Genomic DNA, 12,344 nt, shown 5'->3' on the forward strand with positions numbered 1-12,344 from the left:
CTCACGGGGCCAGCCACGTCCCCGTCCAGCCCTTCTCCGTCCGCCGCCAGCCGGCGCGGCGGTGGCCGCGGCGGTCGAGATAGAGGAAGTCGAGGCGCTCGGCCCGCACGAGGAGCGCGCAGAAGTTCGGGCGCCCGATTGTGAGGGCGGCCTCCGCGTCCGGCTGCGCGTAGGCGCCGCCCCGCGGCAGCGGCGTGCCGGGGGCGGGGTCGATGCCGTAGCAGACCCGGCTCATCGGCTGGCTCGCCGCCCAGGCGGCCTCGGCCGTCGCGTCGTCCGCGTGCAGGCCGGCCGTGCCCTCGATCCGGATCTGCACCGTGCTCTCGGGGTCGTAGGCGTGGAGCGCGCAGGACGCCCGCGCCGCGAGCTCGGCCGCCTTGTCCGAGCGCCGGTCGCAGTGGATCCGGAGCGTCCCGGTGGCGCGCTCGGCCGCCCGCAGCACCACCGTGCGCACCCGCGGCCGGCCCGCCGCGTCCACGGTGGCGAGGCTCGGCGTGTGGAAGGCGGAGCGGCCGCGCTCCACCCCCTCCGCGAGGAGGCGCCAGAGCGCGTCCTCCGCCGCGGCGAGATCCTCGTGGAAGGGCGGCAGCGGCGCGTGCTCCATCGTCAGCCGCCTCCCCCGGTCCGGGCGCGGCGGCGCTCGCGGAAGATCAGGGCGAGGTTGCGCAGGTAGATCCCCGTGGAGAGCCCCTGCCCGATGATGATCACGGGCTCCTTGCGCACGAAGCCGTAGGCGAGCGTCATCAGGCCGCCGAGGATCGACAGGAACCAGAACGAGAGCGGCATCACGCTGCGCCCCGCCCGCTCGCTGGCGATCCACTGCAGGATGAAGCGCGAGCCGAACACCAGCTGCGCCAGGATGCCGAAGACGAGCCAGAAATCGAAGCGGGTGACGAACACGTCGTAGAAGTAGCCCCGCAGGTGGTCCGAGATCTCGATCAGCATGGCCGCGCTCCGGGGATTGCGGCCTCGGGGGCGATCGGGGGGATGATCTCGGGGCCGATCTCGGGGGTGCCGACCTCGGCGACGGCGGGCGTCGCGCGCTTGCGGCGGATCAGCCACCAGACCCCGGCGAGGTCGAGGAGGCCGACCCAGAGCCGGTCGAACAGGCCGTAGTTCGAGGTGCCGGTGAGGCGAGGCCGGTCGACCACGTCGCGGTGGACGACGGCGTAGCCCTCGCGGGCGACGAGGGCCGGCATGAAGCGGTGGAGCGCGTCGAAATACGGCAGCCGCAGGTAGACGGCGCGGCGGAACACCTTGAGGCCGCAGCCGGTGTCGCGGGTGGCGTCGCGCAGGATGCGGCCCCGGACCCCGTTGGCGATGCGCGACTGCAGCATCTTGAAGGGCCCGTCCTTGCGGCCGGTGCGCTGCCCCTGCGCGAGGCCGGCGCCGGGCCCCGCCTGCTCCAGCGCCGCCACGAGCGCCGGGATGAAGGCGGGATCGTTCTGGCCGTCGCCGTCGAGGGTCGCGACGAGGCCGCCGCGGGCGGCAGCGACGCCGCTCCGCACCGCGGCGCTCTGGCCGGCGCTCGCCGCGTGCCGCAGCACGCGCAGCCAGGGCCTCCCGGCGCGGGCCTCGGCGAGGCGCTCGGGCGTCGCGTCGGTGGAGCCGTCGTCGACGTAGACCACCTCGAAGGGGGCGAGCCCCGCGCAGGCGGCCTCGATCTCGGCGATGAGCGCCGCGATGTTGCCGGCCTCGTTGCGCACCGGCACCACGACCGTGAGGCGGGGATCGGCGGCGGGGTGCGTGTCGGCGCTCATGACCGGGTTCCGGACCGGGTGTTCGGGCATCGGCTGCGTCACGGCACCACCGCGTAGGCCGTCAGGTCGAGCCGCTTGCCGCCGTTGATGTTGAAGCCGGAGACCTGCCCCGCCGGGGCGGGCAGCGGCGCCGCGACGGGCGCGGCGGCGGCGAGGTCGGCCGCGAAGCGCGCCTCGACGAAGACGAGGCGGCAGCCGCCGGCGCGCAGGAAGTCGAGGGCCTGCGCGCCGGAATCCAGCATGGCGAGGTCGGTCCCGATCAGGAAGACGAGGCTCGGCTCGCGGTAGCCGAGGCTCGCCACCCGCGGGTCCGGGCAGGGCAGGCCGTCGCGGATCGCGGCGAGCCGGCCCGAGACCTTGAGGGCCGGCAGGGCGCGCTGGGCGAGGCCGAGCACGGCGGGCGTGAGCAGGCAGGCGGCGAGGATCGCGCCGACGCAGGCGCGCGCCGCCGCGCCGGGAGGCAGGCCGTGCCGCGCCGTCTCCCCGCGCGTCGGGTCCTGGCGCGCGGGCTCCCGCCGCAGGAGCGTCGCGGCCGCGAGAGCGGCGAGCGCGCAGGCGCCCAGCAGCGGCGGTAGGGCCGCGAGCGGGAGCGTCCGGCCGAGCTTCCAGCCGGCGGCGAGGAGGCCGAGGGTCAGGCCCGCCGGGATCAGGACGAGGAGCACGGACGCGGTGATCCGGGCCCCGCGCCGGGTCGCGTCGAGGGCGCCCCGCTCCAGCGCCAGCGCGGTCAGGATCGCCACCGCCGGCATCAGGGGCAGCACGTAGTGCGGCAGCTTCGTCGGCACGGCCTCGAAGGCGAGCCAGGAGGGCACGATCCAGGCGAGGAGGAAGGCCACGGCGTCGCTGCCGCGCTCCCGCCACGCGAAGGGCAGGCTCAGCGCCGCGAAGGGGGCGCCCGGCCAGAAGGTCGCGAAGAAGGCGACCGCGTAGGCGCCCGGCGGGCCCCAGTGCTTCTCCTTGGCGCCCCCGACCTTGCCGAGCATGTCCTGGCCGACCGAGGCGCCGAAGAAGGCGCCGCCGCTCTTCCAGGCGATCGCCAGGAACCAGGGCGCCACGATGAGCAGGGCGAGGAGGAGGCCGGGGCCCGGCCGCAGCGCGAGGAGCCAGCGCCCGGAGCGCGCCCGCCACCCGAGGACCAGGGCGGCGAACCCGACGAACATCGGCACCATCGGCCCCTTGACCAGGATGCCGAGGGCGAGGCCGAGCCAGAAGGCCAGGAAGGCGCCGCGCCCGAGCCCCGCCCCGTCCCGCCGCAGCCAGGCGCGGGCGAGCGCCCCGAAGGACGCGGTGGCGCAGGCGGCGAGCACCGCGTCGGTCTTGGCGAGGTGCGCCTCGGCCGCGAGCATCAGGCAGGCGCCGTAGAGGGCGGCGGCGAGGAAGGCGCCGCGGCGCGCCAGGAAGGCGAGCGCCGCCCAGTAGGCGAGCAGCACGGAGGCCGCGGCGCCGAAGAGCGAGGGCAGCCGGTAGAGGCCGATGGCGGTGCGGGCGCCGGGCACGCCCAGGGCCTCGCCCGCGGCCACGCAAGCCGCTTGCAGCCAGTAGATCCCCACCGGCTTCTTGTGGCGCGCCTCGGCCTGGAAGCGGATGTCGACGAGGTCGCCCGTCTCCAGCATCTGCTTCGAGGCCTGGGCGAAGCGCGGCTCGTCCCGGTCCATCGGCTGCAGGGAGGTCAGGCCCGGCAGGAAGCAGACGAGGCAGAGGGCGAGGAGCAGGGCGCAGGCGTGGCCGTGGCCGCGCTCGGCGACGGCGAGGATCCGGTCGGGCAGCGAGGCGGGGAGCGCGCCTCGGGCGACGCGGCCGGCGGAGAGGCTCGTCATGAGAGGCTCGTCATGCGCGTCTCGCCCTGCGCGTCTCGTGAGGGCGCCCTTCGCGGGCGGCCCGTCGGGGCTCCCCGCGGGCCGCAAACCCCGTCGGCCAGGGGCGATCGCGGGAGCGGCCCCGGACCGGCGGCCGTGTCGGTGATCCGGCCCGGAATGTCAAATGCGCGCGCGAACGGGCTTGCCCCGCGCGCCGCCCCGCCCGAGACTTCGCCGGCGAAGGCGGGGCGGGGTGCGCTTGCCGGAGGATCTCGGGACATGACGCTGCGGATCGGCCTCCTCGTCTTCCCGGGCGTCCAGCAGCTCGACCTGACCGGCCCCTACGAGGTGTTCGCCTCGCTGCCCGGGGCGGAGATGCACCTCGTCGCGGCCGATCTCGCGCCCGTGCGCAGCACCACCGGCCTCGTCCTGACGCCGACGACGCGGCTCGACGCGTGCCCGGCCCTCGACGTGGTCTGCGTGCCCGGAGGCGCCGGGGTCAACGCCCTGATGCGCGACGAGGCCACCCTCGCCTTCCTGCGCCGGCAGGCGGAGACCGCGCGCCATCTCACCTCCGTCTGCACCGGCGCGCTGGTGCTCGGGGCGGCGGGACTGCTGCGGGGCCGGCGGGCGACGACGCACTGGGCGGCGCACGACCTGCTGCCGGCCTTCGGGGCGATCCCCGTGCGCGAGCGCGTGGTGCGCGACGGCGCGCTCCTCACCGGCGGCGGCGTCACCGCGGGCATCGACTTCGCCCTGGCGCTCGCGGCGGAGATCGCCGGCACCGGGACGGCGCAGGGCGTGCAGCTCGCCCTCGAATACGCGCCCGCCCCGCCCTTCGCGGCGGGGCACCCGGACGAGGCGCCGGCCGAGGCGCTCGCGGCGGCGCGCGGCCGCCTCGGGGCGAGCCGGCGCGAGCGCGAGCGGATCGTGGCCGAGATCACCGGCGCCCCGGTGCCGCGGGCGGAGTGGTGAGGGGCCGGGGCCCCGACCGCGCCTCGACCGCACGCCCGATTGAGATCGGGCCCGCCCGCACGGTATCGTGAGGGCGGGAGAGAGAGACGCCATGACCACCCAAACGACGACCACCGAGCCGGCCGCCGGCACGATCTACGACCGGGACCTCGACCGGAACCCGGCCAACTTCCAGCCCCTGACGCCGCTGAGCTACCTCGACCGGGCCGCCCGCGTCTTCCCCGACCGCGTGGCGGTGATCCACGGGCCGCTCCGGCGCAGCTACGCCGAGCTCTACGCCCGCAGCCGCCGCCTCGCCTCGGCGCTGAAGGCGCGCGGCATCGGGCGCGGCGACACCGTGGCGGCGCTGCTCTCGAACACGCCCGAGATGATCGAGTGCCACTACGGCGTGCCGATGACGGGGGCGGTGCTCAACACCCTCAACACACGCCTCGACGCGGGCGCGCTGGCCTTCTGCCTCGACCACGGCGAGGCCAGGATCCTGATCACCGACCGCGAGTTCTCGAAGACCGCCGGGCCGGCGCTGGAGCGGGCGGGGGTGAAGCCCCTCGTCATCGACGTCGACGACCCGGAGTACCGGGGCGAGGGCACGGCGCTCGGCAGCCTCGGCTACGAGGATTTCCTGAGCGGGGGCGACCCCGAGCACGACTGGACCATGCCCGGCGACGAGTGGGACGCGATCTCGCTCAACTACACCTCGGGCACCACGGGCGACCCGAAGGGCGTGGTCTACCACCACCGCGGCGCGGCGCTGCTGTCGCTCGGCAACGTCATCACGGGGGCGATGTACGGGCACCCCGTCTATCTCTGGACGCTGCCGATGTTCCACTGCAACGGTTGGTGCTTCCCCTGGACCCTCTCGGTGGTGGCGGGCACCCATGTCTGCCTGCGGCAGGTGCGCGCCGGGGCCATGTACCAGGCGCTGGCCGAGCATCGCGTCACGCACCTGTGCGGCGCGCCGATCGTGATGCAGCTCCTCCTCAACGCGCCCGAATCCGAGCGGCGCCCCCTGCCCCGGCGGGTCTCCTTCATGACGGCGGCCGCGCCCCCGCCCCAGGCGGTGCTGGCCGCGATGGGCGAGGCGGGCTTCGACGTGACCCACCTCTACGGGCTGACCGAGACCTACGGCCCGGCCGTCGTGAACGCGTGGCACGAGGAGTGGGACGCGCTCGACCCGGACGCGCGCGCCGCCCGGATGGCCCGCCAGGGCGTGCGCTACCCCGTCCTCGAGGGCTTCGACGTGCGCGACCCCGACACGATGCAATCCGTGCCGGCCGACGGGGAGACGATGGGCGAGGCCATGTTCCGCGGCAACGTCGTGATGCGCGGCTACCTGAAGAACCCGAAGGCGACGCAGGCCGCCTTCGCGGGCGGCTGGTTCCGCTCGGGCGATCTCGGGGTGAAGCACCCGGACGGCTACATCCAGCTGAAGGACCGCTCGAAGGACATCATCATCTCGGGCGGCGAGAACATCTCGTCGATCGAGGTGGAGGACGCGCTCTTCAAGCACCCGGCGGTGGCCGCGGCCGCCGTCGTCGCCAAGCCGGACGAGAAGTGGGGCGAGACCCCGGTCGCCTTCGTGGAGCTGAAGGAGGGCCGGTCGGTGGAGCCCGACGCCCTCGTCGCGTGGTGCCGCGAGCGCCTCGCCCCCTACAAGCTGCCCCGCCAGATCGTGTTCGGCGAATTGCCCAAGACCTCCACCGGCAAGGTGCAGAAGTACATCCTGCGCGAGCGGGCGAAGGAGGGCTGAGCGCCGGCGCCCCCGGCCTTCAGCCCACCCCGAGGCGGCGGGCGGCCTGGACGATGGCGGAGGGGCGGTAGGGCTTCATGACGAGGAGGCTGTCGGGCACCTGCCGGGGCTCCTCGGCGCTGTAGCCCGTCACGTAGATCACCGGAAGGCCGGGCTGCAGGGCGCGGGCGTGCTCGGCCACGGCCCAGCCGTCGAGGTCGCCGGGCAGGCGGATGTCGGTGAACAGGAGGTCGATCGGCAGGCGCGCGGCCAGGATCGCCGCGGCCGCCTCGCCGGTGAGCGCGGTCACGACCTCGTAGCCCGCCTCCTCCAATTCGGCGGCGACGACCTCGATCAGCATGGTCTCGTCCTCGACGACGAGGATCCTCGGCCGCTCCGTCATGCGCGCCCCCACCTCAGGTTGCCGCCCAGGACAGGCCGCCCGGGAGCGCGGCCGGCGTCTCGGCCGGCTTCCCGGCCTGCACCGGAGCGGGCGCGGGCCGCGCGGGGAACAGGAGCCGCACGGTGGTGCCGCCCTGCGGCCCGATCACGATGACGGCGCTGCCGCCCGATTGCTGGGTGAAGCCGAAGACCTGGCTGAGGCCGAGCCCGGTGCCCTGGCCGAGGGGCTTCGTGGTGAAGAACGGCTCGAAGGCGCGGGCGGCGACCTCCGGCGACATGCCGGCGCCGGTGTCCCGCACCTCGACGACGAGCCCCTCCGCCGCCGGCCCCCCCGCGAGGCCCGCCCCCTCCTCCGGCCGCAGGGCCCGCGTCGCCAGGGTGAGGACGCCGCCCTTGGGCATCGCGTCGCGGGCGTTGACGGCGAGGTTGAGGATCGCGTTCTCGAACTGGTTCGGGTCGATGTGGACCGGCGGCAGGCCGGGGGCGAGGTCCGTCTCCAGGCGGATCTGCCGGCCGATCGTGCCGCGCAGGAGCTCGGCGAAGGCGCCGATCAGGCCGTTCACGTCGCTGTTCACGGGCGAGAGCGGCTGCTTGCGGGCAAACGCCAGGAGCTTGTGGGTCACGGCCGCGGCGCGCTCGGCGCCCGTCATCGCGTCGCGAACGGGGGCGAGCAGCGGGTGGTCCGGGGCCAGGCGGCGCTCCACCCGCTCGAGATTGGCCAGGACCACGTTGAGCAGGTTGTTGAAGTCGTGCGCGACGCCCCCCGTGAGCTGGCCGATCGCCTCCATCTTCTGCGACTGGCGCAGCAGCGCCTCCGTGCGCTGCTGCTCGGCGGTGGCCTGCTCCAGGGCGGCGAGCGCCCGGTCGCGCTCCAGGATGCGGGCCTGCAGCTCCTCGTTGGCGCGGCGCAGCTGCGTCGGCGAGGGCAGCGCCAAAGCCTGCGGCAGGAGCTTCCACAGGGCGATGGCGGTGGCGACGGAGGCCAGCGCCGTCACCGCCTTGACCAGGGCCTCGACCCCGTAATCGGGCACCCACAGGGTCCAGATCGCGAGCAGGTGCGTCGCCCCGCAGGCCGTGATGAAGACCGCGAAGGACCAGAACATCCAGCCGAACACCACGTCGGGGCGGCGGGAGACGAAGGTGGCGAGCGCGCCGGGAATCGAGAAATAGGCGAGCGCGATCAGCGTGTCGGAGACGACGTGTGTCCAGATCAGCTCCGGGCGCCAGAGCAGGCAGATGCCGTGCGGCGCGAGGCTGTCCACCTCCCAGAGCTTGCGCAGGAACTCGATCACGAGACCCCCCTGTCGGTGAAGAGCAGCGCTCAAGAATCGGAACGTTCATAGGGTACGAAGCGGAAGCACAAGGCAATGCTCCACGTGCATCGGCTGAGGCTCTTGGCTCGGCCGAGCGGGCAGGACTGATGCGTTTCTGAGGCCGCGCCGGATCCGCCCGGCCGAATACGTTCGCGCAGGCGTGGCGCCCGGGCGCCGGGCCGCCGGACGGCGGCGGCGCGCCGATCCCGGATGCGACCGCAGGTGGTGACATCGGCCGCTCCGGCGTGGCACAAGCTCGGCCGTTCCCGAGGGCCCGCGGCCCGCGATCGAGAGAGGTCCGAGACGCCCGATGAGCGCCCGCACACACACGCTGCTCGCCCTCCTCTCCCGCGTGGTCGACCACGTCCGCGCCGCCAACACCCGCGCCGAGCGGGCCGAGGCCGAGGCGCGCGCGGCCGAGGCGAGCGCGCGCCGGCTGCGGGAGGAGCTCGCCGCGCAGGCGCGCGCCTGCCAGGCGGCCGAGGCCCGCGCGGTCGAGGCGGAGCTGCGCATCTGCCAGGCCGCCGAGGCGCTGGGCTTCGGGGCCGCGGGCGGTGCGCCGCCGGCCGAGACGCCCGCGCGGCTGCACTGAGACGGGCCCACCCCCCGGGCGCCGGCAGCGCGGGGCCGGCGCATCCGGGTCTAAGCCTTTATTCCCCTGGCCGGGGCACGGGCGCGGGTGTTTCCTGACCTTCGAGACCCGCGCGGGAGTCGCCGGCCGGCGCGGTTTTCGGGCCCGGCAGTGCGGGCGGGGCGAACCCGCACGCCCGCACCGCCGGACTTCCCGCACCGCCGGACTTCCCGCACCGCCGGACTTCCCGCGGCCCCGGCCATCCTCACCCCGCCATCGCCGCGCCCGCTCCCCCTGAGCCCGCCCCTAGGCCGGGGCGGGCCGAGCCTCTATAAGCCTCTGCCCGCCATGCCCTGCCCCCGGGCGCTTCCCCCGGCGGAGCGGCGGCGGCGGCGGCGCGAGCCCGCGGAGGCCCTCGGACAGCCCATGCACGCGCCCACGCGGCCGGACCGCGAACTTCCCGTCGCCGTCTCCTGCACGATCATCGCCAAGAACGAGGCCGACCGGATCGGGCGCTGCATCGAGAGCGTGCGGGGCATCGCGCGCGAGGTCGTCGTGATCGATTCGGGCAGCACCGACGACACCGTGGCGCTGGCCGGGCGGCTCGGCGCCGTCTGCCGCTTCAACCCCTGGACCGGCTACGGCCAGCAGAAGCGCTTCGCCGAGGACGCGGCCGCCCACGACTGGGTGCTCAACCTCGACGCCGACGAGTGGCTGCCGGAGCCCGTGCGCGCCGAGCTGATCGACCTGCTGTCGCGGCCGATCCCGCCGGAGATCCACGGCTTCGCCTTCACGATCAAGCACGTCTACCCGGAGCGCGAGCGGCCCCGCCCGCTCGCCGACTACCACACCTACGTGCGGCTCTACGACAGGACCCGCTGCCGCTTCCCCGAGAGCAGCGTGTTCGACGAGATCAAGCTCGCGCCGCCCCATCGCGGGCGGATCCGGGCGCCGATCTACCACCAGTCGATCCGCTCGCTCGGCCATCTGATCGAGAAGAACGCGGCCTACTTCCGGATGCAGGCGCGGGAGATCAGCAAGCCGCGCCTGCCGACGCTGCTGCGGATCTGCGTCGAGCCGCTCACGATCTTCCTGAAATACTACCTCGTGCGGCGGCACATCACCGGCGGCCTCTACGGCTTCCTCGTCGCCTCGACCATCGCGGGCCTGCGCACCTACCGCCTCGCCCTGTTCCTGAAGGGCCGCAAGGGGCGCTGAACCCCGGGCGCGCGCCGGGCCTCACGCCTCGGGCAGGGCGTAGACCGCCTCGCCGAGGCGCCGGACCGGCCCGCCGGGACCGGAGCGCTTCCACAGGCGGGTGTTGAGGGCCGCGACCGGATCCTGTCCGGGCAGCGTGAAACCCCGCCGCCCGATCCGCTCCAGGATCTCACCCGCGTGGAGGGGCCGGCCCGCCTCCTCGAGCGCCGCCACCGCCGCCGCGACGAGCGCGCGCCCGTAGCGGCGGGCCGCGACCGGATCCTCCTCGAACGGGATTGCGAGGGGCGCCGCGGGCCCGGCCTCCGCCACGCCCCCGCCGAACCCGGGTTCCTCCGGCCCGCCGTTCTCGAACCCGCCTTCCTCGGGCCCGACCGCCTCGTCCCCGGCCGGCTCGGGCGGGGCCGGCGTCTCCGCGAGCGGGGCCGATCCCTCCGCGGGCGAGCGCTCCGCCGGCCGGGCGGGTTCGGCCGCAGGGTCCGTTCCCGGGTCAGGCTCCGGGGACGGGCGCGGGGCCGGTGCGGCCAGCGGCCCGGCCGCGGCCTCGGGGCCGTTCTCGGGCGGGGGATCGTGCTCGGGCGATAAGGGGTTACCCTCGCGCGGGCCGGGGCCGCGCAGGCGACGGCCGAGTTCGAGATAGAGGGCGTGGTCGGCGATCAGCCGGTCGAGGGCCTCCCGCCGCCGCCGCAGGGCCGCGAGCCGCTCCTCGATCTCGGCCTCCGAAGGGAACATCCGCCGCTCCTATTCCGTGCAGCATAGGGAATAGACCTGGGGATGAGGATCGGCAAGCCGGTTATTCTCTGAGTTCCGAACGATGGACGCGCGACGATGCGGGATCGCCCCGGCCCGGTTCGTCCCGGGACGAACCGGATAAGCCTCTTCCGGGCGGAGATATTCCCTGTATTCTTTCAGGCTCGCTTCGGCTGCGGCCTGGCCGCGCGCGGTGGCACGAGGAGCGCGCTCGGGTCGGCGGGCTGGAGGGTCATGCCGTTGTCGTCGAGCGCGAGCGGCAGGCGCGGGAACACCTCGCAGAGATGCGCGAGGTCGGCCTTGAAGGCTTGGCGGAAGCTGCGGATGCTGGCGTTCTCGGCCCCGAACTGGCCGTGCAGGTTGTCCCAGGTCAGCCGCAGGGGCCGTTGCAGGGCGCGCAGGCGGTAGCCGACCCAGAACAGGAGGTCGAGCTTGCGCGCCGAGCCCGAGAAGGCCCGCGCCGCCCGGATGTCGACGGGCAGGGCGTGGCGGATCAGGTTGTCGTAGAAGTCCTGGTGGAACTCCACCGTCTTCGACCAGGCGAGGCCCTCCCCGCCCGCCCCGCGCCAGAGGTCGAGGCTGCGGAAGGGCGGCACGTTGAGGGTGCGGGCCCGCGCCTCCCCGTCCCAGAGGCCGATCTGCATGGTGCAGGCGGCCAGCCGGTTGAGCTGCTCCTTGAACTGGCGGATCGTGCCCCGCTCGCCGCCGGTGACGGCGAAGCCCATCTCGCGCATGAAGCCGGAGAGCGACTGGGCCACCTCGATCGAGGGGCTGCGCTGGCGCACGGCCTCCGTGCAGAGGTGCAGGAGCACGAGGCGGGCCTTGGGGCCGTAGGGCAGGCCCTGGGGCTCCATCTCGCCCGTGAGCGGGCTCTTGAGGCGGCCCGCCACGAGGCTCAGCGTGTTGCGGCCGTATTCGCGGAAGAACTCCCGCACCGGCCCCGGATCGCGGTAGGGCAGGCCGCAGAGCGCCAGCACCGAGTGGATGTGCTGGAGGTTCTCCGGGCCCGCGGGCTCGTTCTCGATGACCTCGCGGACGGCGTCCCGGCGGCGCTGGTCGCGGCCCATGCGGGCGCGCCGGTTCTCGACAGCGTCGCGCTGGGAGGCGGCGGCGTCGCGCTCGCGCTGGCGGTGCAGGATGTGCTCGACGATCTGGCCGAACAGGAAGCCGCCGCGCGCCGCCTCGACCTCCGCCAGGAGGTCGGCGTCGCGGATGCCGGCCAGTCTGTCCTCGATCCCCATGCCCGTCCCGAACGTCCCTCGCTTCTCATGGCCCCGGCGCCTGGCGGCCCCGGACGGGATCCGCTCCGCGATCCCCGAGGCGATCCTCCAGGGCGACCCTGCGAGGCGATCCTTGGCACGATTCGCAGACCCGGAGTCCGCCCGGTGGCCCGGGCCGCGGCGGATCGGTGGGTTTATCCCGGATATTCACGCTTCCCCGGGCGAGGGGATCGCGGGAGGCAGGGGGATTGACCGGGCGGCGGCCGGGCCCTGCGCAGAGTTCGATACGGGCCCGCGCATCCGGCTTCCGCCCACGCAGAGTTCGATACGCCGGCCGGGCCCGGGCTTGTCCCCGTTCTCCACCGCCCGCCCACGGAATTCACGCCGAATCGCATGCGCGGCCGCGCAGAATCCGATGCGCCGGGCCTGGATCGGCGCGCAGAATCCGATGCGGGTCCACGCAGACCCGTATGCGCATCCACGCAGAGTCCGATGCGCGAGCATGGCTCAACCCGCTGTCATGAAAGGGATTTCCCGGACACCATATAGTCTGCTGAACTGACTCTCTGAGAATCCTTCCTGATAGGTTTCCTAAGGGGGTCTGCCCTCGTTC

Annotated in this window: 12 protein-coding genes; 4 read left to right on the forward strand and 8 right to left on the reverse strand. The window is 74.5% G+C overall.

All coding sequences use genetic code 11. The features are described 5' to 3' along the window. Position 1: 1 nt before the first annotated feature. From MOX02_RS08315 to MOX02_RS08330, 4 genes are read right to left on the reverse strand one after another with little or no spacing between them, the layout of a single operon-like run. Complete coding sequence (locus MOX02_RS08315) at positions 2-604, reverse strand: pyridoxamine 5'-phosphate oxidase family protein (protein WP_147025338.1); 603 nt, start codon at positions 602-604, stop codon at positions 2-4. Positions 605-606: 2 nt separating this feature from the next. Beyond that, positions 607-945, reverse strand: coding sequence for a lipid-A-disaccharide synthase N-terminal domain-containing protein (locus tag MOX02_RS08320; protein WP_147025339.1), 339 nt, complete (start codon positions 943-945; stop codon positions 607-609). Further along, positions 939-1,760, reverse strand: coding sequence for a glycosyltransferase family 2 protein (locus MOX02_RS08325; RefSeq protein WP_147025340.1), 822 nt, complete (start codon positions 1,758-1,760; stop codon positions 939-941). Before MOX02_RS08325 ends, MOX02_RS08320 begins: the two co-directional genes overlap by 7 nt. Before the next feature lie 38 nt (positions 1,761-1,798). Next, positions 1,799-3,577 (reverse strand): ArnT family glycosyltransferase, encoded by a 1,779-nt coding sequence (locus MOX02_RS08330; protein ID WP_147025341.1) that lies wholly within the window; start codon positions 3,575-3,577, stop codon positions 1,799-1,801. A gap of 258 nt (positions 3,578-3,835) precedes the next feature. Between MOX02_RS08330 and MOX02_RS08335 the strand changes: the two genes are divergently transcribed. Continuing rightward, complete coding sequence (locus MOX02_RS08335; RefSeq protein WP_147025342.1) at positions 3,836-4,531, forward strand: DJ-1/PfpI family protein; 696 nt, start codon at positions 3,836-3,838, stop codon at positions 4,529-4,531. Positions 4,532-4,622: 91 nt separating this feature from the next. Further along, entirely contained in the window at positions 4,623-6,281 is a 1,659-nt protein-coding gene (locus MOX02_RS08340; RefSeq protein ID WP_147025343.1) for an acyl-CoA synthetase, read from the forward strand. 19 nt (positions 6,282-6,300) lie between these two features. Here the strand turns inward: MOX02_RS08340 and MOX02_RS08345 are convergent, their stop codons facing one another. Further along, positions 6,301-6,663: a response regulator gene (locus MOX02_RS08345; RefSeq protein ID WP_147025344.1), complete on the reverse strand. Its 363-nt coding sequence runs from the start codon at positions 6,661-6,663 to the stop codon at positions 6,301-6,303. A 13-nt stretch (positions 6,664-6,676) separates the two neighbouring features. Continuing rightward, positions 6,677-7,954, reverse strand: a complete 1,278-nt coding sequence (locus tag MOX02_RS08350; protein WP_147025345.1) for an ATP-binding protein — start codon at positions 7,952-7,954, stop codon at positions 6,677-6,679. A gap of 331 nt (positions 7,955-8,285) precedes the next feature. On the opposite strand from MOX02_RS08350, the gene MOX02_RS08355 reads away from it, so the two are divergent. Together MOX02_RS08355 and MOX02_RS08360 are read left to right on the forward strand one after the other, a co-directional pair. Beyond that, entirely contained in the window at positions 8,286-8,567 is a 282-nt protein-coding gene (locus MOX02_RS08355; protein ID WP_147025346.1) for a hypothetical protein, read from the forward strand. Positions 8,568-8,972: 405 nt separating this feature from the next. Then, positions 8,973-9,764: a glycosyltransferase family 2 protein gene (locus MOX02_RS08360; RefSeq protein ID WP_170267738.1), complete on the forward strand. Its 792-nt coding sequence runs from the start codon at positions 8,973-8,975 to the stop codon at positions 9,762-9,764. A gap of 21 nt (positions 9,765-9,785) precedes the next feature. On the opposite strand, the gene MOX02_RS08365 is transcribed toward MOX02_RS08360, so the two are convergent. Together MOX02_RS08365 and MOX02_RS08370 are read right to left on the reverse strand one after the other, a co-directional pair. Then, complete coding sequence (locus MOX02_RS08365) at positions 9,786-10,493, reverse strand: HTH domain-containing protein (RefSeq protein ID WP_147025348.1); 708 nt, start codon at positions 10,491-10,493, stop codon at positions 9,786-9,788. A 176-nt stretch (positions 10,494-10,669) separates the two neighbouring features. After that, positions 10,670-11,752: a replication protein RepA gene (locus tag MOX02_RS08370; protein ID WP_147025349.1), complete on the reverse strand. Its 1,083-nt coding sequence runs from the start codon at positions 11,750-11,752 to the stop codon at positions 10,670-10,672. Between the last annotated feature and the right edge of the window lie 592 nt (positions 11,753-12,344).

Origin of the sequence: Methylobacterium oxalidis, assembly GCF_007992195.1 — a bacterium.
Taxonomy (GTDB): Bacteria; Pseudomonadota; Alphaproteobacteria; order Rhizobiales; family Beijerinckiaceae; genus Methylobacterium; species Methylobacterium oxalidis.

Bases quoted from the DNA above. Each gene is read 5' to 3' on its own strand.
- MOX02_RS08340 (WP_147025343.1), top strand. From the start codon at position 4,623: ATGACCACCCAAACGACGACCACCGAGCCGGCCGCCGGCACGATCTAC.
- MOX02_RS08355 (WP_147025346.1), top strand. From the start codon at position 8,286: ATGAGCGCCCGCACACACACGCTGCTCGCCCTCCTCTCCCGCGTGGTC.
- MOX02_RS08330 (WP_147025341.1), bottom strand. From the start codon at position 3,577: ATGACGAGCCTCTCCGCCGGCCGCGTCGCCCGAGGCGCGCTCCCCGCC.
- MOX02_RS08370 (WP_147025349.1), bottom strand. From the start codon at position 11,752: ATGGGGATCGAGGACAGACTGGCCGGCATCCGCGACGCCGACCTCCTG.
- MOX02_RS08365 (WP_147025348.1), bottom strand. From the start codon at position 10,493: ATGTTCCCTTCGGAGGCCGAGATCGAGGAGCGGCTCGCGGCCCTGCGG.
- MOX02_RS08315 (WP_147025338.1), bottom strand. From the start codon at position 604: ATGGAGCACGCGCCGCTGCCGCCCTTCCACGAGGATCTCGCCGCGGCG.
- MOX02_RS08320 (WP_147025339.1), bottom strand. From the start codon at position 945: ATGCTGATCGAGATCTCGGACCACCTGCGGGGCTACTTCTACGACGTG.
- MOX02_RS08335 (WP_147025342.1), top strand. From the start codon at position 3,836: ATGACGCTGCGGATCGGCCTCCTCGTCTTCCCGGGCGTCCAGCAGCTC.
- MOX02_RS08325 (WP_147025340.1), bottom strand. From the start codon at position 1,760: ATGAGCGCCGACACGCACCCCGCCGCCGATCCCCGCCTCACGGTCGTG.
- MOX02_RS08345 (WP_147025344.1), bottom strand. From the start codon at position 6,663: ATGACGGAGCGGCCGAGGATCCTCGTCGTCGAGGACGAGACCATGCTG.
- MOX02_RS08360 (WP_170267738.1), top strand. From the start codon at position 8,973: ATGCACGCGCCCACGCGGCCGGACCGCGAACTTCCCGTCGCCGTCTCC.